Below are 24,246 nucleotides of genomic sequence, written 5' to 3'. Positions count from 1 at the left end.
GCATCTACGTCCGGCGCCCCGAGGACGTGGCGGGCGAGCTGCAGCGGCAGATGAACAAGGTGCGCTCGCAGGTCAAGCACTACACCGACGAGCACGAGCTGGAGCCGCCGCAGTCGCTGTCGCGCCAGGCCGGCCGGGTGCTGGAGATCGACGACGAGATGACGTCGGGCTTCACCGCGCTGGCCACCCGCGTGCGGTCCTGGTGGCGGCTGGCGGTGTCCGGCCCGACCGAGCGCGACGCGCTGCGCCTGGCCCAGCAGCTGCTCGACCTGTACAAGCCGAAGATCGCCATCGAGCACCCCGAGGCCCAGTACGCGCTGGCCCGGGAGTTCATCCCGGGCGAGCCGCTGGCTTCGGCGGCGTACATGCGCCGCGGCTCGGTGGTCTGGGCGTCCTCGGCGGTCCCGACGGCGACCGCGGAGGTCGGCGACCGCCGCGGCATCCTGCTCGGCGAGACGTGCACGGCGACCCGGCGCCCGGTGGCCTGGGACCCGTGGATGGCCCAGGAGATCCGCGACGGTTCCGGCCTCACGGCCATGGTGGCGGGCCTGGGTGGTGGTAAGTCGTTCCTCGGCGGCGGCATCGTCTACAAGACGCTGCGCGCGGGGGCGAACTGGACGATCCTCGACCCTTCGGGTCCCTTGTCCCGCCTCTGCGACCTGCCGGAGCTGCGGCCGTACGCGCGGCCGATCAACCTGCTCAACGCCCAGCCGGGGATCCTGAACCCGTACCGGGTGGTCGCCGAGCCGCTGATCGAGCACTTCATGGACGAGGACGACCCCGAGCGGTCCTGGCGGCGCGAGAAAGCCCTTGCGGGCGCCACCCGGAGGCGCCTCGTCCTGGACGTCCTGAGCGGGGTGCTGCCGTACGAGGTGTCCCGGATGGCGCAGACCCGGATCGTGCTGCTGCGCGCGGTCCGCGCCGTCGGCGGCCGCTTCGACGCGGATCCCGGCCAGGTGATCGACGCCCTGCGGCGGGATTCGAGCGAGCACCACGAGCACGCGGGCGTCGTCGCGGACTTCCTCGACGAGATGCGCGAGCGGATGGCACTGCTCATCCCCGAGACGGACGCGGACCCGTACTCGGAAACCCGCGACGACCGCCTGACGGTGCTGACGATGGCGGGCTTGACGCTCCCGAAGGACGGCGTCCCCCGGGAGTACTGGACGGACGCGGAGTCCCTGGGTGTCGAGATGCTGAACCTGGCGGCGTGGCTGACCCAGCGGTCGGTGTACGAGAAGCCGAAGGAGATGCGCAAGGGCGTCTGGATCGACGAGGCGTTCTTCCTGTCCGAGGTCCCGACCGGCCGCGTGCTGATGAACCGCTTCGCGCGTGACTCGCGCAAGTGGAACGTCCGTGTCCTGCTGTCGTCCCAGATCCCGGCGGACTTCCTGAAGATCCAGGGGTTCGTGGCGCTGCTGGACTCGGTGTTCGTCGGTCGCCTGGACGACGACGACGCCCAGGCGGACGCTCTCCGCCTGCTGAAGGTCCCGGTCGGCGTCGGCTACGAGCAGGTGGTGGCGGCGCTGGGCCGCCGCCCCGGCGCCCAGCGCGGCGTGGAGCGGGACGTGGAGCCCCGCCAGTTCATCTTCGGCGACGGCGCGGGCGGCGTGGAGCGCATCCGCGTCGACTTCTCCGGCCCGCACCTGGACCACCTGCGGGCGGTCATGGACACGACACCGGGTTCGAAGGACGCGGCGCCCTCGCGGCGTCCGGGCAACGAGCTGGCCCTGCCTTCGGAGGAGAAGAAGCCGTACGTCGCGGTCCCCCCGGAGGACGACATCTCGCTGGAGCAGGACTTCGAGCTGGCGGCGGAACTGGAGGTCGGCCTGGCCGACGAACACCTCCTGGGCGCACCGGACCCCCTGGCATCCGAGACCGGCGAAGTGGAGGGCGGCGTCCAGCCACCCAACGGGCCGCAGCAACACGCCCGCACCGGCGGAAAGGGCGGCACCGGCCGGGACGCCGCATGAACGCCGTGCTGACGCTGGCGGTCCTGCTGACGTTGGCCGCGGGGTGGCACTCGCTGAAGCGGCGGATCAAGGAAGGTCCGCGGCCGGGGCGGCGCACGCCGGGGCGCAAGGCGACGATGTTCGCCGTCATGCTCGTCTTCGCCCTGCAGGCCATCGCCACCGCCCCGGCGGCGAGCGCGGCGACCTGTGGCGAGGCACCCAACCCGGAACGCCCCGGCGCGGGCATGGTCGGCGCGATCGACCCCGCGGAAGGGCACGGCGAGGCGGGCAGCCCGTACGTCGACTACAGCTACGCCGGGTTCGTCTGGAACACCTTCGAGACGGACTGCTCCGGGCTGAGCCTGACCCCGCCGGGCTCGACGCTCGACACCTGGGGCGGCAACCAGCTGTTCAACCTGGGCAAGAACATCGTCGGCGCGACGAACTCGCTGCACTACACCGTGCTCGAGGGCGGCCTGCTCAACCCGCTCTACAGCGCGGTGAAGTCGGGCGCGGAGAAGGTCTACAACAACATCTACGCCCAGCTGTTCGGGCTGGTCGCGCTGGTCATGTCGATCATGCTGTTCCGCAACATCTGGCGCGGCGACCTCGCCGCGGTCAGCAAACGGGCGCTGTACGCGCTGGCGGGTGTCTGGCTCGCCGCGTCATCGCTGGCGATGCTGCGGTACTTCGACCCGATCGACAAGGCGATCGTCCAGACCACGACGAACATCCAGGCCGGGTTCGTCGACGACGCCGACAACCGCGTCGTGCGGCACGTGCTGCCGACGAACCTGCACAACGAAATCGTCTACAAGAACTGGATCCGCGGGGAGTTCGGTTCGCCGACCGCGCCGCAGGCGGAACAGTTCGGCCGTCCGCTGCTGGACGCGCAGGCGTTCACGTGGGCGCAGCTGCGCAACGGCGACGACGGCAACCAGGCCGTCATCGACGGCAAGAAGAACGCCTACAAGGACATCTCCACCAAGCTCGGCCCCGCCACCGGCTACTTCACCGGTGAAGCCGGCGGCCGCACCGGGGCCGGGTTCCTCTCGTTCGGCCAGGCCCTCGTCTACTCGCTCTTCCAGCTCCTGGCCAAGGCAAGCGTTCTCCTCGCCCAGGTCCTCATCCGCCTCTTCGCGCTCACCGCGCCGCTCATCGGGCTCGTGGCGCTCCTGCACCCGGACATCCTGCGCCGTGCGCTCAAGGTTGCCGGTGGCGTTGCCTTCAACCTCGTCGTGCTCTCCGTCCTCGCCGGGGTGCACGCGCTTCTCCTGCAGGCCATCTTCGACGCCGGCAACTCGCTGAACATGCTCACGCAGATGGTGCTCGCCGGGCTGATCACCGTCCTGCTGTTCATGGTCGGGCGGCCGGTACGGCGCCTGTGGCAGATGGTCGAGATGTCGGTCAGCATGGTCGGCGCCGCCGTGCCGTCGCCCGGGGGCGGGATCTTCTCCCGCTTCAAGCGCAACCGCACCGGCCCGACGCCGCAGGACGAGTTCTGGCAGAACGTGCGCGACACCGACGACGTCGTCGACGGCGAGCAGCGCGGCCCGCTCGGCGCCACCGCCGGCGGCGGCCGGTTCCGGCCGGAAGCCACGATCTTCGCCAACGCGCAGCGCCTCGACAACAGCTCGGGTGCGTCCCGCCCGGCCGCCGCGTGGTCCGGGGCCTGGCCGGGGGCCATCGGCGGCTCCGCCGGCGCGCTGCCCGCGGGCGGCCGTCCCGGCGCCCCGGTCTTCGGCCAGTACAACCCGGCCAACGGCGACGGCGGCGAGTACGTCGTCGTCGGGGCGGGCGGCCGTCCGACGACGCGGGAGGAGAGCCGGCGCGTCGACACCTCGCCGGTGGCCGACCGGCGCTGGAGCGACGAGCCCGAGCCCGTCGTCGTGCCGTCCGACCTGCGCCCGCCCGAGTCCGGGTTCAGCGACTCCGTGCCGCGCACGCCGGGCGTGCGCGCCCAGCCGCGTCGCGTGGACCCCGAGGTCGTCGCGGGCAAGCCGGTCTTCGTGCTCTACCGGCCGTCGCGGGGCATCGAGGTCCGCGAGGAACCGCGTGACACCGACCAAGCGATGGGGCGGTGACCGATGCCGATCCGCACCCACCGCGGCCGCGCCGCGGTCTACCGCCGCCTGTGGGGCTGGCCGCTGCGCTCGCCCCGCCACCTGATGGGGACGCTGGTGTTCCTGGCGATCCTGGTCACCGCGCTCGGCATCGTGCTGCCCAAGGCGATCGGCAAGCCGCAGGCCAAGGCGTCGCCGGGCGGCCCGGGGACGACCACCTCGGCCACGGCGACCCCGCCGGGCGTCGCGGCGCCGGTCCCGACGTCGAACCTGCCGACGCGGCTGTCCACGCCGCTGGCCACCCCGACGCCGACCACCCCGAACGGCGACGCGATCCGCATCGCCAAGGAGTGGGCCGCGGCCTGGGTCAAGCACCCGGCCGGGATCACCTCCGAGCAGTGGCTCGCGCAGCTGAAGCCGTTCACCACCGAGGAGTACCTGCCGCAGATGGCGACGGTGGACCCGGCGAACATCCCGGCGACGAAGGTCACCGGTGAGCCGGTCGTCGGCACGTCGTACCCGAGCTCGGTGCAGCTGACCATCCCGACCGACGGGCCGAAGCTGGCCATCACGGTGGTGAGCACCAACGCCGGCTGGCGGGTCGCCGACTACGACCAGGCGAGCTGACCGTGCGGCGCCTGGGGTTGTGGCTGGGGCTGGTCGTGTTCCTCGCGATCGGTGCCCTGGTCGTGACCGCGGTCGCCGCGAAGGTCGTCATCGACAACCAGCAGGCGCAGGCCCGGGGCGTGAACCTGATGAGCTGCGACGCCTCGGTCGGGCCGACGCAGCCCGGCCAGGGCGACCGCGGCACGGTCGACGCCTCGAAGCTGGACGAAGAGCAGCGCGGCATCGTCGCGCTGATCATCTCGATCGGCAAGCAGCGGTCGCTGGCGCCGCGCGCGTGGCAGGTCGCGATCCAGGCCGGGATGACCGAGTCCGGCCTGCACAACCTGACCTACGGCGACCGCGACTCCCAGGGCATCTTCCAGATGCGCCCGTCGATGGGCTGGGGCTCGGTGGCCGAGGTCACCAACCCGCAGTACGCGGTCAACAAGTTCTACGACGTGCTGCTGGCGGTGCCGGACTGGGAGAACAAGCGGCCGGGCGACGCGGCACAGGCCGTGGAGCGCTCGGGCTTCCCGGACCGCTACCACAAGTGGGAGCCGATGGCGGCGACCCTGGTGGAGACGGTCGGCGAGGCCGTCGACGTCGTCGCCTGCGGCACCGGCGTGGGCGAGCTGCTGCCGCCCAGCCAGGCCGCCGGGCAGGCCATCAGTTTCGCGCTGGGCGAGCAGGGGAAGCCGTATGTGTGGGGCGCCACGGGACCGAATTCGTACGACTGTTCGGGGCTGATGCTGCGGGCCTACGAGTCGGCGGGGATCATCCTGCCGCGCGTTTCGCGCGACCAGTACCACGCCGGCGCGTACCTGCCGGTGCGGGACGCGCAGCCCGGTGACCTGCTGTTCCTCGCCACCGACCCCTCGGATCCGACGTCCATTCACCACGTGATGATGTACCTGGGCGGCAACAAGATCGTCGAAGCACAGCAGACCGGCGTCCCGGTGCACACCCGGAACTTCTCGTTCGACGAGGGCGAACTCGTGCCGCAGGCGGTCCGCCCCGGCGTTTAGCATGGGTCGCGAGGGCCTGGACAGAATCGGCCGATTCACCCGACGTCGCGGCGCTTCCACGAGCAGGTGGCCGCGTACTGGCAGAGGATGAGCACGTGGGACGCAAATTCGGCAGGCGCGGCAAGCCCGGAGCGAACGAGCCCCGTGACCCGGCGGCGCTGTTCGGCGCGCCTCAGCCGCCGCGGCAGAGCGCCCGTCCCGCGTCCAGCACGCCACTCGCCGACCAGCTGGGCCAGGGGTACCCGGGGGTGGACGCGGGGTACGTGGTGCTGCCGAGGTCGCTGGCCGAGGGCATGTCGCTGCCGTGGCAGCACCAGATGGCGGCGCTGCTCGCCCAGTTCCACGCGGAGAACGCGGGGCTGGCGTGGCCCATCTACCGGGTGGTGCCATCGCGGTACGAGAAGCTGGCGGACCTCGACGAGGAGCAGCTCGCGGAGGCGGGCTACCTGGTGGAGATGGACGCGGACGGCGAGATGGTCTACCGCGAGCGCAGCGGCCGGAAGGTGCCGGATCCCGAGAACACGTCGGTGCTGGTGTCCTGCCTGGACCCGATCCCCAAACCCGCGGCCCGCCCGGCCCCCCCGACGGCCGCCCCATCCGGTCAGGCCCCGGCCCCGATGAACATCGGCCCGGCCCCGGTGTGGCGAACGGTGCCCCACCCGCCGCCGGCCCAGTCGGTACCGGGGACGCCCGAGCAGCACGTGGTGTGGGCCCGGTCCCAGGAAGCGCACCGCCAGGATCAGGCCCAGGCGGCGGCGGAGCCGGAGTGGTCGGTGACGGCCGAGCCGGACCTGCCGGGCCCGGTGAAGGCGCCATCCTCGCCACGCCACGCGGCGACGCCGGAGGTTCCTGCGGCGGAGCCGTCGGCGGCTTGGGTTCAGCCGCGCTCTGCCGAGTCGGCGGGGAGTCCGGAGCCGGAGGTCGCTTCACCGGTCCAGCCGGAGGGGGCCAGTGCGGCTGCCGAGTCCCCGGTGGCTTGGGCGCAGCAGGATGCGCCGAGTGCGGCAGCCGAATCCTCGGCGGCTTCGGTTCGGGCGGAGATCCATGCGGCGGAGCAGCCGTCGGCTCCGGCGGTGCAGGCGCGGTTTGCCGAGCCTGCTGGGAGTCCGGAGCCGGAGGTTGCCTCACCGGTCCAGCTTCAGCGGCCCGTGGTTTCGGAAGCTGGGCCTGCGTCGGAGGGAACTCGACCGGAGGTGCAGCCGGCTGAGGCGGAGCCGCTGGATGCGGGTCAGCCGGAGGCCGTGGCCTCGGTTCCAGGGGGCGTTGCGGCACCGGCGCCGGTTGATTCGCCGCTGCGGGAGAGTGTGACTTCGGCCCCCGGGGAACCGGTGCGGCCGGATGTGGACCGGCAGGGCGCGGCACCGGGTGAACCGGTGTCGCCGGATGCGGACCGGCCCGGCTCGGCACCGGCCGAACCGGCGTCACCGGCCGTCGACCGGCCGGAGGCCGCCGAACCGGCCTTCGGTGAAGCGGAGCAGCCTGAGGTCGCAGCCTCGGCTTCGGGCGAATCGGAGCCGCAGGACGCGGGCCGGTTCGAGGTTGGTGCACCGGCATCGCAAGAGACGGATCCACCGGAGGGCTCGGCATCGGCATCGAGCGGACCGGCACCAGCGGAGGCGGCTCGCCCGGAGGCAGCCGAACCCGCGGCGGCCGAGCCGGTGCCGTCGAACGAGCCCCAGGCCGAGGTGGCCGAACCCCCCGAGTCCGCAGCGAACGAAGCAGACCGGAACGAACCGGCTGCGCCCACGGCGGCAGAGCGGAAGCCGGTCCATCCGGTGGAGCCGGATTTCCCGCCGGGGCCGCCCACCGCCCCGCAGGAGGTGCCATCGGCCATTACGCAGCCGGAGCCCCCGACACCCCAGCCGCCGGCCGAATCCGAGACGGCCCCCAACCGTCCCCAGCCGCCCGCCGAAGCCGGCGCACAGCCGCCCGCCGAAGCGCAGGCGGGCTCCGGTGCGGTTTCCCAGCCGACCGGGGCCTCTGAAGCGCAGCCGCCCGCCGAGTCGCAGGCATCCGATGCGGTTTCGCAGCCAGGAGCTGCGGCGGGTGGAGTGCAGCCGCCTGCCGAGTCACCGGCGGCTCCTGATGTGGTTTCGCAGCCGGTGGCTGCCTCGGAGGTCTGGTCGGTCGGCGAGTCGCAGGCACCCGATGTGGTGGCGCGGTCGACGCCGGCCGCGCCAGTGCTGCCGCCCGCCGAGTCGCAGGACCCCGGCGCTGTTTCGCGGCCGGTGGCTGCCTCGGAGGTGCAGCCGTCCCCTGAATCACCGGACCCTGATGCCGTGGCCGCTGCCTCGGGCGATGCCGCCCGGCCTGGCTCGCCGGAGGTGCGGCCTCCGATGATCGGTTCCCATCTGCCCAAGCCACCCTGGGGAACCGCCGGCTTGCCGGCTCCCGGCGCCGGTCCGGTCCCTGCCGCCGCTCCCGGCATCGGTCCGGTGCCCGGCACCGCTCAGGGCACCAGCCCGGTTCCCATCCCCGGTACCGGTCAAGTACCGGGCGCTGCACCCGTGCAGGGCAACAGCCCCGGCACCCCGGCTTCCAGCTTCGCGCCGCTGCCGGGTACCGCTCAGGGACCGAGTACCAGTCCCCAGCCGAGCGTTGCGCCCCCGCACGGCGCCGGCACCGCCGGTTCCCCGATGGCACCCGGCACGGCTTCGGTTCCCAGCCCGGCGCAAAGCGCTCCGCTGCCGCCCAGCCATCCGGCGCCCGGCTCCGCGTCGGCACCTAGTCCGGCCGGTAACCCGGTGCAGGGCTCCCCGTTGCCGCTCACCCAGCCGGTGCCCGGCTCTGCGTCGGCGCCCAGTCCGGCCGGCAACCTGTCGCAAAGCACCTCACCGTCCAGCCAGCCAGGGCCCGGCTCTGCGTCGGCGCCTAGTCCGGCCGGTAACCCGGTGCAAGGCTCCCCGCTGCCGCCGGGTCTCCCGGTGCCCGGCTCCGCGTCGGCGCCCAGTCCGGCCGGCAACCTGTCGCAAAACACCCCACCGTCCAGCCAGCCGGTGCCCGGCTCCGCCTCGGCACCCAGCCCGGCCGGCAACCCCCCACAAAGCACCACCACCCACCCCGCGCCCGGCCCACAAAGCGGCGTGCCTCAACCCCCGCCCCCCAAGCCCGTCTTCCCCGGCCCGGAATCGGCCCCCCAGCCGTTCCCCGCCCGGCATGCCGCTCCCGCGCGGCCCGTCTTCCCCGGGCCCGGGACCATGCCTCCCGTCCCGCCGCCGGCTCCGCATGCCCGGCCCGTCTTCCCCGGGCGGGACACGCCCCTCCCGCAACCTTCGCGGCAAGAGCCCGAAACGCCGCCCCGGGGTACTCCGCGTGGCTGGTTCGACGAGTTCACCGAAACCAAAGAGCCCGAAGAACCGCCGGACTTCGGGCCCACCGGGCAGCCGACGGAGATCCCGTACCGGTACAAGCGCTGACAGCCCGGCCTGCGGGTGCGAACCTAGGACCATGTCCAAAGACCCGAACCCGGACCAGGGTTGGTACTACAACACCCGCACCCGCCAGGTCGAGCACCTCGAACGCAGCCGCAGCGTCGACCTGCTCGGCCCCTACCCGGACGAGGCCACCGCCCGGCGGGCCCTCGACATCGCCCGGGAACGCACCCGGCGGGCCGATGCCGAAGAGGACGACTAGACCGTCAGCCGCGGGCTCAACACGAACTCCGGGTCCACCTGCGCGGCGAGGTCGGCGCCGGCCCACGCCGCCGCGTTGCGCAGGTGGAACTCGACCGCCTGGTGCTGGTAACGCGCCCAGTCGCGCTTCTCCGCGTCGACCGCCGCCCGCATCGAGGCCAGGGTCTCCAGGTTGGGCTGCTCGAGCTCCGCGATCGGCCGGGCCGTGCCGCGCTCCGCCGCGCGTACGTGCCCTGACGCCGACAGCCAGCCCAGCAACGCCGAGCCGACCTGGTCCTGCAGGAACTCGACGTCCTCGGCGTCCGTCACCTTGTTGCCCACCACCACGAGCCGCACGCCGAAGTCACGCGCGTAGTCCGCGTACTGGCGGTACACGCCCACGCTCCGGACCGTCGGCTCGCACACCAGGAACGTCACGTCGAAGCGCGTGAACAGCCCCGAAGCGAACGCGTCCGCCCCCGCCGTCATGTCCATCACGACGTATTCGCCGTCGACGTCGACCATGTGGTTGAGCAGCAGCTCCGCCGCCCCCACCTTCGAGTGGTAGCACTTGACGCCGAGGTCGTCCTCGTCGAACTGGCCGGTGACGCCGAGGCGCACGCCGCCCAGCTGCCGGAAGCACGCCGCGAACACCGGGTTGTCCTCGAACGGCCGGACCAGCCGCGAGCCGCGGCCCGGCGGGGTCGTCTTGATCATCGACGCCGCGTCCGGGATGCGGGGGTTGTCGCCGCGCAGGTAGTCCTTGATCAGGGCCATGTTGTCGCCCAGCGTCGGCCAGGCGAGCGCTTCCTCCTCGGTCGCGCCGAGCGCCACCGCGAGGTGCTGGTTGATGTCGGCGTCGATGGCGAGCACCGGCAGGCCGGCGTCGGCGAGGTACGCCACGAACAGCGACGACAGCGTGGTCTTGCCGCTGCCGCCCTTGCCGACGAACGCGATCTTCACGGTCGGAATCCCCCTTCTGGCAATGATGACGGTTTTCATTATGCCCGGGGCAACGTACACCCGACCGGCCCGCGCCCGATCGGGCGATCTCCGGGCCCGGCGCGGGTTAGGGTTGGGGGGTGCCTCCCCTCGTGATCAGGACACACTCGGCGGGCGGGGACTTCGGCCCCCTGCGTGCCGAGTTTTCGCTGCCGGAGTCGTTCGGGCCCGACGTGCTGGCCGAGGCGGAGGCGGCGGTCCTCGATCCGCTGGCCAGCGCGGGTCCCCGGGAGGACGCGACGGACCTGCCGCTGGTCACCATCGACCCGCCCGGCGCCAAGGACCTCGACCAGGCGATGGTCGTCGAGAAGACCGCGCGCGGCTTCCGCGTGCACTACGCCATCGCCGACCTCGCCGCGTTCGTCCCGCCCGGCGGCGCGCTCGACCGCGAGTCGCGCCTGCGCGGGCAGACGCTCTACCTGCCCGACGGGAACGTCCCGCTGCACCCGCCGGTGCTGTCCGAAGGCGCGGCGAGCCTGCTGCCCGGCGAGGTCCGGCCCGCGGTGCTCTGGACCATCGAGACCGACGAAGCGGGCGAGCCGACCGCCACCCGGGTCCGCCGCGCGCTGGTCCGGTCCACCGAGCAGTTCGACTACGAGACGGTGCAGGCGGCGCTCGAAGCCGGGAACCCGCACCCGTCGGTGGCCGCGTTGCCCGAGCTGGGACGGCGGCGGCGCGAGCTGGCCGTCCGGCGCGGCGCGGTCGAGCTGCAGCTGCCCGAGCAGGAGATCACCGGCGACCCGGACGGCGGCTGGGTGCTCGCCCGCCGTCCGCGCACCGCCGTCGACGCATGGAACGCCGAAATCTCGCTGCTCACCGGGATGGCCGCGGCGCGGATCATGCTCGACGCGCGGATCGGCGTCCTGCGCACGCTGCCCGACCCGGAGCCGGAAGCCGTCGACTGGCTGCGTCGTTCCGCCGAAGCGCTGGGCATCGCGTGGGCGCCGGAAACGACCGTCTCGGAGTTCCTGTCCCGATTGGACCCCGGCCAGCCGGCGTCGATGGCGCTCTACGCCGACACGACGCGGCTCCTGCGCGGCGCGGGCTACACCGCGTTCGACGGCGAACTGCCGTCACTGACGACGCACGCGGGCATCGGCGGGGCGTACGCGCACGTCACGGCGCCGATCCGGCGGCTGGTCGACCGGTTCGCCACGGAGATCTGCCTCGCCGTCTCGGCCGGGCGCGAGGTCCCGGAGTGGGTGCGCGCGGCGCTCGCCGACGTCCCGGAGCGGATGAGCGCGTCCGACACCCTCGCCGCGAAGGTCGAGCGGGCCTGCATCGACCAGGTCGAGGCGTGGGTGCTGGCCGAGCACGTCGGCGGCGAGTTCAGCGCGGTGGTGCTGCGCGCGGACGAAAACAAGGCCGAAATCCTCGTCGAGGACCCGACCGTGATGGCGAAGTGCGCGGGGGAGCGGCTGACCGCGGGCGAGCGGATCGCGGTGCGCCTCACCGCGGTGGACGTCGAGAAGCGGAAGGTGTCGTTCGAACGCGCATGACGTACCTCGTCGACGACCTCGGGGAGCCGGTGCCGCTTTCCGGACCGGCTTCGCGAGTCGTGTCACTCGTGCCGTCGCTGACCGAGGCGGTCGAGGTGAGCGCGCCGGGACGGCTCGCCGGCGCCACGGACTACTGCACCCATCCGGCCACTTTGGACGTTGCCCGCGTCGGCGGGTCGAAGTACCCGAAGCTGGACCGCGTGCTCGACCTCGCACCGGACCTGGTGCTGGCCAACGTGGAGGAGAACCGCCAGGAAGACGTGGAACGCCTGCGCGCCAACGGGATCCCGGTGTGGGTGATGGCCGCGGCGGCGTCCGTGCCGTCGGCGCTGGGCTCCCTGCGGCGGATCCTGACGCAGGCGTACGAGCTGGCCGAGCCGGACTGGCTGCTCGCGGCGGAAGAAGCCTGGCGCGAAGTCCGGCCGGTGCGCTTCCACGCGGTGGTCCCGGTGTGGCGCAAGCCGTGGATCGTCCTGGGCCGCGACACGTTCGCGGGTGACGTCCTGCGCCGCGTCGGCGTGGCGAACGCGTACGCGGGCTCGGAGGAGCGCTACCCGCGTCCGGACCTCGCCGAGCTGCGGGCCCACCTGAGCGCGGACGCGGACCTGCTGGTGCTGCCGGACGAGCCGTACCTGTTCACCGACGAGGACGGCCCGGACCACTTCCCGGACGCGCGGTACGTCCTGGTCTCGGGCCGCCACCTCACCTGGTACGGGCCGTCGCTCGTCGAGGCGCACGCCGCGTTGACGGAGGCGCTGGCCGCGCTCTAGTCCCTGAGAGTGAGTTCCGGAATCGCTCTCACCGGCGATCCGCCGCGGGGCGCGGAAAACCATGATCGAAGGCACCACCGGAACCCACCGAGGAGCCTGCACATGATCAAGCTCGTTGCCGCCGCCCTGCTCGCCGCCACGCTGGCGGGCACCGCGGCACCGGCGTTCGCCGCCGCACCCGGCCACGCCTGCATCGCACCGAAACCCTTGGACACCACGGCTCTCGAGCAAGCGATCAAGGGCCTGCCGAACGACGACGTGACCGGCGCGCTGGTCCGCGCCACCGGCCCGGACGGCTGCTGGGCGGGCACCGCCGGGGTCGCCGACCGCCGCACCGGGGCGCCGGTGCACCCGGACGCGCGGTTCCGGATCGGCAGCGTCACCAAGGTGTTCACCGCCGTCGTCGTGCTGCAGCTGGTCGCCGAGCAGCGGATCGCCCTGGACGGCACGGTGCAGGAGTACCTGCCCGGCCTGCTGCCCGCCGGGTATCCCGCGGTGACCGTCCGGCAGCTGCTGGACTACACCAACGGCCTGCCGAGCCCGGTGCTGGAGGACGAAAGCATCGAGTACCTGGTGGCCCACCGGTTCGACCGCTGGACGCCGGAGCAGTACGTCGCCGCGGCCTTCGCCCAGGGGCAGAAGGAGTTCGAGCCCGGCACCGCGCAGCACTACCGCAACATCGGGTACATCGTCGCCGGGATGCTCGTCGAGAAGATCACCGGGCGCAGCTACGAAAGCCAGGTCCGGGACCGGATCGTGCGCCCGCTGCACCTGACCGGCACCACCGCGCCCGGGCACGACCCCGCGCTCCACGGCCCGTACCTGCACGGCTACCAGATCATGACCGACGGCTCGCTCCAGGACGTCACGCGCTGGGAGCAGTCCTTCGGCTGGGCCTCCAGCAGCATCGTGTCGACGACGCGTGACCTCGACGTCTTCACCGAAGCGCTGCTGGGCGGGAAGCTCCTGCCGCCGCCGGTCCAGGCCGAGCTGTTCGCGGTGCCGTCGGTCAAGGACGTCAGCGGCAAGGCCGCGAGCTTCGGCATCGGGCTGCAGCGGTTCAAGCTGCCGGGCGTGGGCGAGGTCTGGGGCAAGAGCGGCGGCTGGTACGGCTACCTCGCGGGGCTCGGCGGCACGCGTGACGGCGGGCGCCGGCTGGTCTACGGCGTCACCGCCAACGACGCCAAGAACGGCGACAACCCGACTTCCGTCACGCAGGAGATCGTCCTGGCCGGGATGACGCTGGCCGCGCGCGGATGACCGGGTGGGCGACGGGAACCGGGGAACGGGCAGGATCACGTCCTGTGTCCGCTTCGCCGGTTCTCGAACCCCTGACCCGCCGCCTGCGTGCATTGCCCCCTGCGGGGGTCGACGCGGCGCTGGCCGTGGGCGTGGCGGTGGCCGGGCTGTGGCCGTTCTTCTCCCGCACGAACCCGGCCGGCGGGCCGTGGCACGCCTGGGGCGTGGTCGTCGTGCTGGCCACGGCCGGCTGCCTGTGGTGGCGGCGGCGGTTCCCGGTCGCGGTGCTGCTGGGCGGCCTGCTGGGCGCGTGGGCCTACGACTTCGCCCGCAACGTCCCGGCCCAGCCCGTCTGGTACGGCGTGCTCATCGCGCTGTACACCGTCGCCGTGCGCTCGGGACCGTGGCCGCGGGTCGCCGCACTGGCGATCACGGTCGGCGGGAGCCTGCTGACGGCGTCGTCGGAAACCGCGCTGCGCAGCGGGATCCTCTTCGTCGCCGCCTACGCGATCGGCCGGGCCGCGGTGACGTCCCGGGCGCACGCCGAGGCGCTGCGCGAGCGGGCCGAGTGGCTCGACCGCGAGCGGCTCGCCGAAGCCGCGCGGGCGGCGGAGCGGGAACGCGCCCGGATCGCCAGGGACATGCACGACATCCTGTCGCACGCGGTCAGTCTCATGGTCGTGCAGGCGGAAGCGGGCCCGGTGGCGCTGCCCGGTGAGCCGGCCCGCGCGGAAGCGGCGTTCGACGCGATCGCGTCGTCGGGGCGGGACGCGATGGCGCAGCTGCGCCGGATGCTCACCGTGCTCAAGACCGACGACGGGCCGCACGACCCGCAGCCGTCCCTCGACGACCTGCCCCGGCTGGTCGAAGGCGCGTCCGGCGCGGGGACGGACATCGCGTTCGCCGTCTCCGGGGTGCCGGGCGAGCTCACCCCGGACGCCGAAGTCGCCGCGTACCGCATCACGCAGGAAGCCCTCACCAACATCGTCAAGCACGCGGAGGCCCGGCACGCCGGCGTCCGCCTCGACTGGCAGGACGGCACCTTGACCCTCGAGATCACCGACGACGGCCGCGGCCCGGCCGGCGACGGCACCGGCGGGCACGGCCTGATCGGCATCCGCGAACGCGCCACCGCGTGCGGCGGCGAAGTGACGGCGGGCCCGCGGGCGGACGGACCGGGGTTCCGCGTCCGGGTGCGGTTCGGGGTGCGGGCATGAGCGTGCGGGTCGTCGTCGCGGACGACCAGGAGCTGGTCCGGGCCGGGTTCGCGATGATACTGGGTGCGCAGCCCGACATCGAGGTCGTCGCGGAGGCGGGTGACGGCGCCGAGGCCGTCGAGGCGGTCCGCGCGCACCGGCCGGACGTGCTGCTGCTCGACATCCGGATGCCCCGGATGGACGGCATCGAGGCGGCGAAGATCGTCTGCGCCGAGACCGCCTGCCAGGTGCTCATGCTGACGACGTTCGACCAGGACGACTACGTCTACGAGGCCTTGCGGGCGGGCGCGAGCGGCTTCCTGCTCAAGGACGTCCGGCGCGACGACCTCGTCCAGGCGGTCCGGGTGGTGGCGGCCGGGGACGCGCTGCTCGCACCCTCGGTGACCCGGCGGCTGATCGCGCAGTACACGGCCCGCCCGGCGGTCCCGGCCCCGCAGCGGCTCGCGGAGCTGACCGCACGGGAACGGCAGACGCTGGCGATGCTGGCGCGCGGGCTGTCGAACGCCGAGATCGCCGCGGAGCTGGTGGTCAGCGAGCACACGGTGAAGACCCACGTGAGCAACCTGCTGAGCAAGCTCGGGCTGCGAGACCGGGTGCAGGCGGTGATCGTCGCCTACGAAACCGGCCTCGCCGTCCCGGGCCGCGCCTAGAGCGTCAGACCCGTCAGGACCGTTACCCGCTCCTCCGTGAAGTCCGCCATCGCCGCCGCCGGGCCTTCGCGGCCCACGCCCGAATCCTTCACGCCGCCGTACGGCATCTGATCGGCGCGGAAGGTCGGCACGTCGCCGACGATCACGCCACCCACCCGCAACGCGGCCGACACCTCGAACGCCGTCGGGACGTCACGGGTGAACACCCCGGCCTGCAACCCGAACCGGGACGCGTTGATCCGCTCGACGCCCTCCTCGACGGAACCGACCCGCACCAGCGAAACCACCGGGCCGAACACCTCCTCGGCCAGCACCTGCGCGTCCTCCGGGACGTCCGCCAGCACCGTCGGCTCGACCGTCGCCCCCGACTGCCCACCACCGGTCAGCAGGCGGGCGCCGGACGACACCGCGGCCGAAATCCACGACGAGACCCGGTCGGCGGCGTCGACGTTGATCAGCGGGCCGACGTCGACACCCTCGGCGCGCGGGTCGCCGGTGCGCAACGCCTGAACCTGCGCGAGAACCTTTTCGGCCAAAGCGTCGTAAACGGAATCGTGCGCGTACACCCGCTGCACCGAGATGCACGACTGTCCCGCCTGGTACATCGCGAACGTCGCGATCCGCTGCGCCGCGAAGTCCAGATCAGTCCAATCCGGACAGACGAGCACCGCGCCGTTGCCGCCCAGCTCGAGCGCCACGTGCTTGCGGGGCACGCGGTCGCGGATCGCCCAGCCGACCGGGACCGAGCCGGTGAACGACACCACCGGCAGCCGCGGGTCCTCGACCAGCCGGGACGACGTCTCGTTGTCGACCGGCAGGATCGACCACGACCCGGCCGGAAGATCCGTGGCAGCCAGGATCTCGCCGAGCAGCAACGCCGTCAGCGGCGTCGACGGCGCCGGCTTGAGCACGATCGGCGCGCCGACCGCGATCGCCGGGGCCACCTTGTGCGCCACCAGGTTCAGCGGGAAGTTGAACGGCGTGATGCCCAGCACCGGGCCGCGCGGCACCCGCCGCACCAGCGCCAGCCTGCCGGTGCCGCCCGGGTCCGTGTCGAGGCGTTGCAGTTCGCCGGAGAACCGGCGGGCCTCCTCCGCGGCCCAGCGGAACGTCGACACCGCGCGCCCGGCCTCGCCGCGCGCCCACTTCAGCGGCTTGCCCGACTCCGCCGTGATCAAGGCCGCGATCTCTTCGGACCGCTCACCCAGCGAACGGGACACGTGGTCCAACGCGCCGGCGCGGACGTGCGCGGGCAGCGTGGCGAACTCGACGGCGACGTCGTGGGCGGCCTGCACCGCGGCTTCGACGCCGGCAGGAGACGGCACGAAGTGGGCACCCGCGGAAGAACCGTCGTAGGGGTGCCGGACCACCGCCGTCGGACCGGTCGTCACCGGCTTCCCGGCCACCCAGAACGGGAACGTCATGCGCGGGCCTCCGTCCGGACGGCGTGTTCGAGCACCGCGAGGCCCTCGTCGAGCAGGTCGTCGGCCAGTGACAGCGGCGGCAGCAGCCGGACGACGTTGCCGTACGTGCCACAGGTCAGCACCACGACGCCGGCGCGGTGACACGCGGCCGCGACGCGCTTGGTCAGGTCGGCGTCGGGCTCGGTGGAACCGGGGCGCACGAACTCCGCGGCCAGCATCGCGCCGCGCCCGCGGACGTCGCCGATGACGCCGGTCCCGGCCGCCAGCGCCCGCAGCCGCGGCAGGACGACGCCTTCGATGCGCTTGGCCGACGCGGCGAGGTCCTCGGTCTTCATCGTCTCGATCGAACCGAGCGCCGCGGCGCAGGCGATCGGGTTGCCGCCGTACGTGCCGCCGAGACCACCCGGGCCGACGGCGTCGAGCAGCTCCGCGCGACCGGTGACGGCGGACAGCGGCAGGCCGCCGGCGATGCCCTTGGCCGTCGCGATGAGGTCCGGCACCACGTCCTCGTCGGTGGAGGCGAACCACGAACCGGTGCGGCAGAAGCCGGTCTGGACCTCGTCGGCGACGTACACGACACCGTTTTCCCGGCACCACGCGGCGATCGCGGGGAGGAAGCCGCGCGCGGGCTCGATGAAGCCGCCTTCGCCCTGGATGGGCTCGAGCACGACCGCCGCGACCTGGTCGCCGCCGATCTGCTTCTCGATCCGGTCGATGGCCAGTGCGGCCGCTTCGGAGCCGGACAGGCCGTCGCGGAACGGGTACGAGCCCGGCACGCGGTAGACCTCGGGCGCGAACGGGCCGAAGCCGTGCTTGTAGGGCACGGATTTCGCGGTCATGCCCATCGTGAGGTTGGTGCGGCCGTGGTAGGCGTGGTCGAACACGACGACGGCCTGGCGCCCGGTCGCGACCCGCGCGATCTTCACGGCGTTCTCGACCGCTTCGGCGCCCGAGTTGAACAGCACCGACTTCTTCGCGTGGTCGCCCGGCGTCAGCTCTGCCAGTGCTTCGCAGACTTCGACGTACCCCTCGTACGGCGTGACCATGAAGCAGGTGTGGGTGAACCAGCAGGCCTGCTTGCGGACGCGGTCGACGACGGCCGGCGCGGAGTGCCCGACGTTGGTCACCGCGATGCCGGAGCCGAAGTCGATGAGCACGTTGCCGTCGGCGTCGGTGAGCAGGCCGCCACTGGCGGAGGTGACGTAGACGGGCAGGACCGAGGCGACCCCGGCGGCGACGGCGGCGACGCGGCGCTGCTGCAGCTCACGCGAGGCGGGGCCGGGGATTTCGGTCTGCAGCCTGCGCTGCCGGGGCGCCGGGGCCTGCGGCTCGGCGGTGGTGCTTGCGGTCACGGCGTGCTCCCTGGGAAGTCGGTGGACGTCCTCAGGATGAGTGGCCCCCGGCCGCTGGTCAGCTGGCCGTTCTGCACAATTTGGCGCGTACGATTGGCCGTTATGGCACTCACCCTGGCCGCGCTGGCCGCCGAGCGCCCGCTCGGGCTGCGGGTGCTGACCGGCGAAGACGTCCTGGACCGCCCGATCGGCTGGGTCCACCCGACGGAGCTGACCGACCCGCAGGCCTTCCTCGAGGGCGGCGAGCTGCTGCTCACCACCGGGCTGGCCCTCGACGAGGAGACGGCACCGGCGTACGTCCGCCGTCTCGTGGCCGCCGGGGTCGCGGGGCTCGGGTTCGGCGTCGGGCTGAGCCACGACCGCGTTCCGGGTTCGCTCGTGTCGACGGCGGCCGAGGTGGGGTTCCCGGTGCTGGAGGTGCCGCGGAAGACGCCGTTCATCGCGATCACCCGCGCGGTTTCGCGGGCGGTGGCGGCCGACGAGTACGCGTCGACGGTCCGCATCGGCCGTGCCCAGCAGGAACTGACCCGCACGGCGGTCGGCAAGGGCGGCCCGGCGGGGGTGCTGCGCAAGCTGGCGAAACTCGTCGACGGCTGGGTGCTGCTGCTCGACACCGCGGGCACCGAGGGCTCGGCCGGTGCCCAGGCGTACGCCGGCGAAGTGCGCGAAGAGCTGAAGCAGCTCCGCACGGGGACGCGGGTCTTCGAGCTCGACGGGCACGAAGTCGTGCTGCAGACGCTCCACACGCGGGTGCGCCGGGCGCTCGCGGTGGGCACGGCCGAGCCGCTCGACACGGCCGGACGGCACGTGGTGAACACCGCGGTCGCCCTGCTTTCCCTGGCGCTGGAACAGGATCTGAAGCTCACGCACGCCTGGCGGCTCCTGCGGACCGGGGTGGCCGACCTGCTGTCGGCGGGGCAGCACGAGCTGGCCTTCGGGGTGCTGAGCACGGTGTGGGGCGATCCGCCGGAGCCGCCGTGGGCGCTGGTCGCGCTGGTGGGCACCCCCGGTCAACGGCGCCGGGTGTGCGACGCGCTGGAGGGGGAGCCTTCGCTGTTCTTCGCCGAATCGGGCTCGGCGGTCCTCGTGGCCGGCCGTTCGGGCGGCGACGTCGTGGACCGCGCGCTGGCCGCGGCGGCGAGCGCCGGGCCGATGCACGCGGGCCTGGCGGACCCGGTGCCGCTCGAGGACTTCGCGGCCGGAGCGGAGCAAGCCGACCTCGCGGCCCGCGCGGCCGAGGCGGAGGGCAAGCCACTGGTCACCTACGCCGAGCACTCGGCTCGCGGCCTGCTGTCTCTGATCGACCCGGTGGTGGCCCGCATCTACGGCGAGAACCTGCTGTCCCCGCTGCGCCGCCACGACGAAACGGGCCGCGGCGACCTGGTCGAGTCGCTGCGCTGCTGGCTGGAGCACCACGGCCACTGGGACGTGGCGGCCGCCCGCCTGGGCGTGCACCGGCACACGCTGCGGAACCGGATCACCAAGGCGCAGGACCTGCTGGGCCGCGATCTGGACTCGCCGGGCGTCCGCGCCGAGCTGTGGGTGGCGCTGCAGGCCTAGGCTCCGGTCACCGTCCTACTCGCGGAACGAGTCCGTCGCCGCTCGCAACGCCGCCAGCACGCCCGGGTCGGTCACCGCGTGGCCGGCGCCTTCGACCAGCTTCAGCGCCGACCCCGGCCAGGCCTGGTGCAGCTCGTACGCCGTGACCGGCGGGCACACCGTGTCGTAGCGGCCCTGGACGAGCACGCCCGGGATGTCCGCGAGCTTGCCCGCGTCGCGGATCAGCTGCCCGTCGTCGAGCCAGGCGCCGTGGCGGAAGTAGTGGACGGCGAGCCGGGCGAACGTCAGCGCGAACGCCGGGTCGGCGTACTGGCGGACGAACGACTCCTGGGGCAGCACCGAAACCGTCGCGCCTTCCCAGGTGCTCCACGCGATCGCCGCGCGGTGGCGGACCTCCTCGGCCGGGTCGTCGAGCAGGACGGCGTACCCGGCCAGCGGGTCCTCCCGGAGCGACGCCGGGAGCGGGGCGAGGAACGCTTCCCACTCGCGGGGGAACAGGTGGGCGGCGCCGCCGCGGTAGATCCAGTCGAGCTCGCTCTGCCGCACGGTGAACACGCCCCGGAGGATGATTTCGCTGACGCGCGAAGGGTGCGTCTCGGCGTAGGCGAGCGCGAGCGTCGCGCCCCAGGAGCCGCCGAAGAGCTGCCAGCGCTCGATGCCGAGCCGTTCGCGCAGCAGTTCCATGTCGGCGACCAGGTGCCACAGGGTGTTCGCGGTGAGGTCGCCGGCGTCCGGCGTCGAGCGCCCCGAGCCGCGCTGGTCGAACAGGACGATCCGGTAGGCCGCCGGGTCGAAGTGCCGCCGGGCCATCGGCGCGATCCCGCTGCCGGGGCCGCCGTGCAGCACCACGACCGGCTTCCCGGCCGGGTTGCCCGCCTCCTGGCACCGGATCCGGTGTCCGTCACCGGTTTCGAGGAATCCTTCGGCGCGGGCGGGGATCGGCGGGTACAGCTCGTCCATGTTTGACACTGTGCCGCAGGGCCTCGGCCGTCGCCCCGACGCCCCGCCGCCGAGCGCCGGGACGACGCCCGAGAAAGGCGGGGACCCGCCCCCGCCGCCGGGCTGAGCGGGTCCCCGGTCCGAGGGCGTCAGCCGCCGTGGGGAGCTGTCGTGGCGGCGACGGGTTAAACGCTAAGCCACAAGCCGAACAGCAGTCAAGGACATGGACGAGGTTCATATACGTGAACGTCCTGTGGAGACGCTGAGCGAGCGCGTCCCCCTTGCCCGCCGCTTGCGAAAGGGCCGGTACTTTCGGGTCAGGAATTTCGACAGGTCTTCGAAAAAGAGGTACGGAATGTCCGCGGTGACCTATGTCGAGGCAATTGTCGTCGGGGCGTTGCAAGGGGTGTCGGAATTGTTTCCGGTGTCCAGTCTCGGCCACAGCATCCTGCTACCCGCCTGGCTCGGCGGCTCGTGGCAGCGCGACCTGAGCATCGGGAAGGACTCGCCGTACCTCGCGGTGCTGGTGGCGATGCACGTCGCCACCGCGCTCGCGCTGGTCCTGTTCTTCCGCAAGGACTGGGTGCGGATCATCGGCGGGCTGTGGACGTCGATCCGCCACCGCGAGGTCCGCACGCCCGACCAGCGGCTCGCCTGGCTGCTGGTGCTCGCCACCATCCCGGTCGGGCTGGCCGGCCTGCTCCTGGAAAGCCTGCTGCGCGACGTCCTCGGCAAGCCGGTGCCGGCGGCGATCTTCCTCGCGCTCAACGGCGGTGTCCTCTACGCCACCGAGAAGTTCTCCCGCCGCAAGCCGGCGGAGGAAGCGGACACTGTGGACTTTTCGACCGAGGACACCCTGGTCATGCGGGCGGTTTCGGTCGAGGAGAAGACCGACGTCCGGTTGGCGAAGCTGCGTGCCGGCGAGGCGGTGCTGATCGGCGCGGCGCAGATCCTCGCGCTGCTGCCGGGCATCAGCCGCTCGGGCATCACGATGGTCGCCGGCCTGCGCCGCGGGCTGGGCCACGAGGACGCGGCCCGGTTCGCCTTCCTGCTCGCCACGCCGGTGATCCTCGCCGCGGGCGTGCTCAAGATGCCGACGTTGTTCGCCCCGGAAAACCAGGCTTCGCTCGGCCCCGCGCTCGTTGGCAGCGTCGTCGCCGGCATCGCTTCGTACATTTCTGTCCGATTCCTCACCGGATACTTCGAAACGCGCACTCTGACGCCGTTCGCCATTTACTGCGTGGTCGCCGGAATCGGCAGCCTGATCTTCTTCGCGGTCTGAGATGCCGCTGACGTTCGACGCCCCGGCCGTCCTCGGCGTGCTCGTTGCGGGCACGCTCTACGTCCGCGCGGCCCACCGCCGGGACTGGCCGCCGGGCCGCACGACGGCGTTCCTCGCCGGGCTCGCGACGATCGTGGTCGTCACCTGCTCGCCGCTGGCGGTCTACGACACGACGTTCTTCTGGGTCCGCGCGGTCCAGACGGTCACGCTGCTGATGATCACGCCGCTGCTGCTCGCCCTCGGCGCACCCATCCGGCTGGTCCTGGACCGCTGCCCGCGTGCGACCCGGCTGCGGCGGCACGGCCGCGGCCCGCTCGTCCGCGCGCTGACGTTCCCGCCGGTCGTCACGGTCGTGCTGATCGCGCCGGTGCTGGTGCTGTACCTGACTCCGCTCTACGACCTCACGCTGCGCTCGCCACTCGTCGACGGCCTGGTCCGGCTCGCCCTCGTGCTCGCGGGGTTCACGTACTTCTGGACGCGCCTCGGCCTCGACCCGACGCCGCGGGAGGACCCGCACCTGGTGTCGGTGTGGATCGCGTTCGCCGAGGTGGTCTTCGACGGCGCGCTCGGCCTGGTGCTGTGGCTCGGCCCGCTGCTCGCCCCGGCGCACTACGCGGCCGCGCACCCGGGCTGGGGGCCGGATCCGCGCACGGACCAGATCATCGGCGCGGGCGTGCTCTGGATCGGCGGCGACGTCGCGGGCCTGCCGTTCGTGGTGGCGCTGTTCGTCCGCTGGGCCCGCGACGACGCCCGGCGCGCGAAGCAGATCGACGCCCGGCTGGACGAAGAAGCCGCACCGGCCAGCGCCCTCTGGTGGGACTCGGACCCGGCCCTGGCCGAACGGTTCCGCCGCCCATGACCCCGGCTCCCCAGCGCCCCAATGTGGCCTTGGTTGCGTTGAACGCACCCAAGGTGGCCTTCGGTGCGTTCAACGCACCGAAGGCCACATTGGGGCGCTCGGGGACCGGCCTAGTCGTGGAACGCGTTCTCCGCTGCCGGGAACTCCCCGCGCCGGACGTCCTCGGCGAACGCCGTCGCCGCGTTCTGCAGCACCGTGGCGACGTCGGCGTACCGCTTGACGAACCGCGGCGCCTTTCCGCGCCGCAGCCCGGCCATGTCCTGCCAGACGAGCACCTGCGCGTCGCAGTCCGGGCCCGCGCCGATGCCGACCGTCGGGATCTTCAGCTCCGCCGTGACGCGCTTGGCGGCCTCGGCGGGCACCATCTCCATCACCACCGCGAACGCCCCGGCTTCCTGCAGAGCCAGCGCGTCGGCGAGCAGCACGTCCGCCGCTTCGCCGCGCCCCTGCACCCGGTAGCCACCGAGGTTGTGTTCACTCTGCGGGGTGAATCCGATGTGGCCCATCACCGGCACGCCCGCCGCCGTCAGCGCCTCGACGTGCGCGGCGAACCGCTGTCCGCCTTCGAGCTTCACGGCGTGCGCGAGGCCTTCCTTCATGAACCGCACCGACGTCTCCAGCGCCTGCTGCGGCGAGAGCTGGTAGGAGCCGAACGGCAGGTCGGCGACCACGAGGGCGCGCTTGACCGACCGGGTGACCGCCCGGACCAGCGGCAGCAGCTCGTCGACCGTCACCGCGACCGTGGTGTCGTAGCCGAAGACGTTGTTGGCCGCGGAGTCGCCGACGAGCAGCACGGGGATCCCGGCCTCGTCGAACAGCGCGGCGGTGTACATGTCGTACGCGGTGAGCATGGGCCACGGTTCGCCGCGTTCCTTGAGCTCACGCAGGTGGTGGACGCGGACCTTCCGGCCCGGCGCGCGTGCCGCGGGAGCGGCGGGTCCGGTGCCGTAGGGGGCGGGTTCTTCGGCGCTGGCAGACATCGTCGTCGACCGTCCTTCCCTCGAGGCCTCGATGAGGTCCCCGGGTCGTGGAACAGGGGCGTCCCAAAGCGTGACACGCGCCCGGAGCCGCCCCAACCACGTGCGACAAGCTTCACACCCCCGGGACCACCGGCCGTCGGCCTTCGGGTCGATGGCCGGGGACAACCAACGCCGGTTGACTCACGTCAAGAAGAGGCATGACCACCGACCGGCCGC

At 72.8% G+C, this 24,246-nt stretch carries 19 protein-coding genes; 14 read left to right on the top strand and 5 right to left on the bottom strand.

Annotated elements, in window-relative coordinates:
• From ACLJQE_RS43695 to ACLJQE_RS43670, 6 genes are all read left to right on the top strand, one after another.
• On the top strand, positions 1–1,973 hold a 1,973-nt coding region (locus ACLJQE_RS43695; protein ID WP_410645760.1), incomplete at its 5' end, for an ATP-binding protein.
• The gene (locus ACLJQE_RS43690) at positions 1,970–4,036 is read left to right on the top strand and encodes a magnesium transporter (RefSeq protein ID WP_410645759.1); all 2,067 of its coding nucleotides are present in this window, start codon (positions 1,970–1,972) and stop codon (positions 4,034–4,036) included. The genes ACLJQE_RS43695 and ACLJQE_RS43690, both read left to right, overlap by 4 nt.
• 3 nt (positions 4,037–4,039) lie before the next feature.
• Complete coding sequence (locus ACLJQE_RS43685) at positions 4,040–4,642, top strand: hypothetical protein (protein WP_410645758.1); 603 nt, start codon at positions 4,040–4,042, stop codon at positions 4,640–4,642.
• Positions 4,643–4,644: 2 nt separating this feature from the next.
• On the top strand, positions 4,645–5,646 hold the full coding sequence (locus tag ACLJQE_RS43680; protein WP_410645757.1) for a C40 family peptidase: 1,002 nt from the start codon (positions 4,645–4,647) through the stop codon (positions 5,644–5,646).
• A gap of 95 nt (positions 5,647–5,741) precedes the next feature.
• Positions 5,742–9,062, top strand: coding sequence for a hypothetical protein (locus ACLJQE_RS43675; protein WP_410645756.1), 3,321 nt, complete (start codon positions 5,742–5,744; stop codon positions 9,060–9,062).
• A 31-nt stretch (positions 9,063–9,093) separates the two neighbouring features.
• Positions 9,094–9,279 carry a hypothetical protein gene (locus tag ACLJQE_RS43670; protein WP_410645755.1) on the top strand — a complete coding sequence of 62 codons (186 nt, stop codon included), beginning with the start codon at positions 9,094–9,096 and terminating at the stop codon, positions 9,277–9,279.
• Here the strand turns inward: ACLJQE_RS43670 and ACLJQE_RS43665 are convergent.
• On the bottom strand, positions 9,276–10,220 hold the full coding sequence (locus tag ACLJQE_RS43665) for an AAA family ATPase (RefSeq protein WP_410645754.1): 945 nt from the start codon (positions 10,218–10,220) through the stop codon (positions 9,276–9,278). The genes ACLJQE_RS43670 and ACLJQE_RS43665 overlap by 4 nt on opposite strands.
• Before the next feature lie 131 nt (positions 10,221–10,351).
• On the opposite strand from ACLJQE_RS43665, the gene ACLJQE_RS43660 reads away from it, so the two are divergent.
• From ACLJQE_RS43660 to ACLJQE_RS43640, 5 genes are all read left to right on the top strand, one after another.
• Complete coding sequence (locus ACLJQE_RS43660) at positions 10,352–11,758, top strand: RNB domain-containing ribonuclease (protein WP_410645753.1); 1,407 nt, start codon at positions 10,352–10,354, stop codon at positions 11,756–11,758.
• On the top strand, positions 11,755–12,528 hold the full coding sequence (locus ACLJQE_RS43655) for a helical backbone metal receptor (RefSeq protein ID WP_410645752.1): 774 nt from the start codon (positions 11,755–11,757) through the stop codon (positions 12,526–12,528). The genes ACLJQE_RS43660 and ACLJQE_RS43655 overlap by 4 nt, the downstream gene beginning before the upstream one ends.
• A gap of 102 nt (positions 12,529–12,630) precedes the next feature.
• The gene (locus ACLJQE_RS43650) at positions 12,631–13,788 is read left to right on the top strand and encodes a serine hydrolase domain-containing protein (protein WP_410645751.1); all 1,158 of its coding nucleotides are present in this window, start codon (positions 12,631–12,633) and stop codon (positions 13,786–13,788) included.
• Positions 13,789–13,832: 44 nt separating this feature from the next.
• Positions 13,833–14,984, top strand: coding sequence for a sensor histidine kinase (locus ACLJQE_RS43645; protein ID WP_410645750.1), 1,152 nt, complete (start codon positions 13,833–13,835; stop codon positions 14,982–14,984).
• Positions 14,981–15,634 carry a response regulator gene (locus ACLJQE_RS43640; protein WP_410645749.1) on the top strand — a complete coding sequence of 218 codons (654 nt, stop codon included), beginning with the start codon at positions 14,981–14,983 and terminating at the stop codon, positions 15,632–15,634. The genes ACLJQE_RS43645 and ACLJQE_RS43640 overlap by 4 nt, the downstream gene beginning before the upstream one ends.
• Here the strand turns inward: ACLJQE_RS43640 and ACLJQE_RS43635 are convergent.
• Both ACLJQE_RS43635 and gabT read right to left on the bottom strand, forming a co-directional pair.
• A complete protein-coding gene (locus ACLJQE_RS43635) occupies positions 15,631–17,058 on the bottom strand; it encodes an aldehyde dehydrogenase family protein (protein WP_410645748.1) in 1,428 nt (475 codons plus the stop codon). The genes ACLJQE_RS43640 and ACLJQE_RS43635 overlap by 4 nt on opposite strands.
• The gene (gene gabT / locus ACLJQE_RS43630; RefSeq protein WP_410645747.1) at positions 17,055–18,410 is read right to left on the bottom strand and encodes a 4-aminobutyrate--2-oxoglutarate transaminase; all 1,356 of its coding nucleotides are present in this window, start codon (positions 18,408–18,410) and stop codon (positions 17,055–17,057) included. The genes ACLJQE_RS43635 and gabT overlap by 4 nt, the downstream gene beginning before the upstream one ends.
• Before the next feature lie 102 nt (positions 18,411–18,512).
• Between gabT and ACLJQE_RS43625 the strand changes: the two genes are divergently transcribed.
• Positions 18,513–19,970 (top strand): PucR family transcriptional regulator, encoded by a 1,458-nt coding sequence (locus tag ACLJQE_RS43625; RefSeq protein ID WP_410645746.1) that lies wholly within the window; start codon positions 18,513–18,515, stop codon positions 19,968–19,970.
• A 15-nt stretch (positions 19,971–19,985) separates the two neighbouring features.
• Here ACLJQE_RS43625 and pip read toward each other — a convergent pair whose 3' ends face one another.
• The gene (pip, locus tag ACLJQE_RS43620) at positions 19,986–20,930 is read right to left on the bottom strand and encodes a prolyl aminopeptidase (protein ID WP_410645745.1); all 945 of its coding nucleotides are present in this window, start codon (positions 20,928–20,930) and stop codon (positions 19,986–19,988) included.
• Between the two features lie 334 nt (positions 20,931–21,264).
• Here pip and ACLJQE_RS43615 point away from each other — a divergent pair, with 334 nt between their 5' ends.
• The gene (locus ACLJQE_RS43615) at positions 21,265–22,191 is read left to right on the top strand and encodes an undecaprenyl-diphosphate phosphatase (RefSeq protein WP_410645744.1); all 927 of its coding nucleotides are present in this window, start codon (positions 21,265–21,267) and stop codon (positions 22,189–22,191) included.
• A gap of 1 nt (position 22,192) precedes the next feature.
• Positions 22,193–23,050 (top strand): cytochrome c oxidase assembly protein, encoded by an 858-nt coding sequence (locus ACLJQE_RS43610; protein ID WP_410645743.1) that lies wholly within the window; start codon positions 22,193–22,195, stop codon positions 23,048–23,050.
• A 110-nt stretch (positions 23,051–23,160) separates the two neighbouring features.
• Here the strand turns inward: ACLJQE_RS43610 and panB are convergent, their stop codons facing one another.
• Entirely contained in the window at positions 23,161–24,030 is an 870-nt protein-coding gene (gene panB, locus ACLJQE_RS43605) for a 3-methyl-2-oxobutanoate hydroxymethyltransferase (RefSeq protein ID WP_410645742.1), read from the bottom strand.
• Between the last annotated feature and the right edge of the window lie 216 nt (positions 24,031–24,246).

Origin of the sequence: Amycolatopsis sp. lyj-346, assembly GCF_046548975.1 — a bacterium.
GTDB lineage: Bacteria > Actinomycetota > Actinomycetes > Mycobacteriales > Pseudonocardiaceae > Amycolatopsis.
Note: the sequence above shows the minus strand (reverse complement) of the source record. Positions and strands in the feature narration are given on the sequence as shown.

What these genes read in the sequence shown, in the direction of transcription:
- ACLJQE_RS43690 (WP_410645759.1), top strand. Translation starts at nt 1,970, where the DNA reads ATGAACGCCGTGCTGACGCTGGCGGTCCTGCTGACGTTGGCCGCGGGG.
- ACLJQE_RS43685 (WP_410645758.1), top strand. Translation starts at nt 4,040, where the DNA reads ATGCCGATCCGCACCCACCGCGGCCGCGCCGCGGTCTACCGCCGCCTG.
- ACLJQE_RS43670 (WP_410645755.1), top strand. Translation starts at nt 9,094, where the DNA reads ATGTCCAAAGACCCGAACCCGGACCAGGGTTGGTACTACAACACCCGC.
- ACLJQE_RS43655 (WP_410645752.1), top strand. Translation starts at nt 11,755, where the DNA reads ATGACGTACCTCGTCGACGACCTCGGGGAGCCGGTGCCGCTTTCCGGA.
- ACLJQE_RS43650 (WP_410645751.1), top strand. Translation starts at nt 12,631, where the DNA reads ATGATCAAGCTCGTTGCCGCCGCCCTGCTCGCCGCCACGCTGGCGGGC.
- ACLJQE_RS43640 (WP_410645749.1), top strand. Translation starts at nt 14,981, where the DNA reads ATGAGCGTGCGGGTCGTCGTCGCGGACGACCAGGAGCTGGTCCGGGCC.
- ACLJQE_RS43635 (WP_410645748.1), bottom strand. Translation starts at nt 17,058, where the DNA reads ATGACGTTCCCGTTCTGGGTGGCCGGGAAGCCGGTGACGACCGGTCCG.
- ACLJQE_RS43625 (WP_410645746.1), top strand. Translation starts at nt 18,513, where the DNA reads ATGGCACTCACCCTGGCCGCGCTGGCCGCCGAGCGCCCGCTCGGGCTG.
- pip (WP_410645745.1), bottom strand. Translation starts at nt 20,930, where the DNA reads ATGGACGAGCTGTACCCGCCGATCCCCGCCCGCGCCGAAGGATTCCTC.
- ACLJQE_RS43615 (WP_410645744.1), top strand. Translation starts at nt 21,265, where the DNA reads ATGTCCGCGGTGACCTATGTCGAGGCAATTGTCGTCGGGGCGTTGCAA.
- ACLJQE_RS43610 (WP_410645743.1), top strand. Translation starts at nt 22,193, where the DNA reads ATGCCGCTGACGTTCGACGCCCCGGCCGTCCTCGGCGTGCTCGTTGCG.
- panB (WP_410645742.1), bottom strand. Translation starts at nt 24,030, where the DNA reads ATGTCTGCCAGCGCCGAAGAACCCGCCCCCTACGGCACCGGACCCGCC.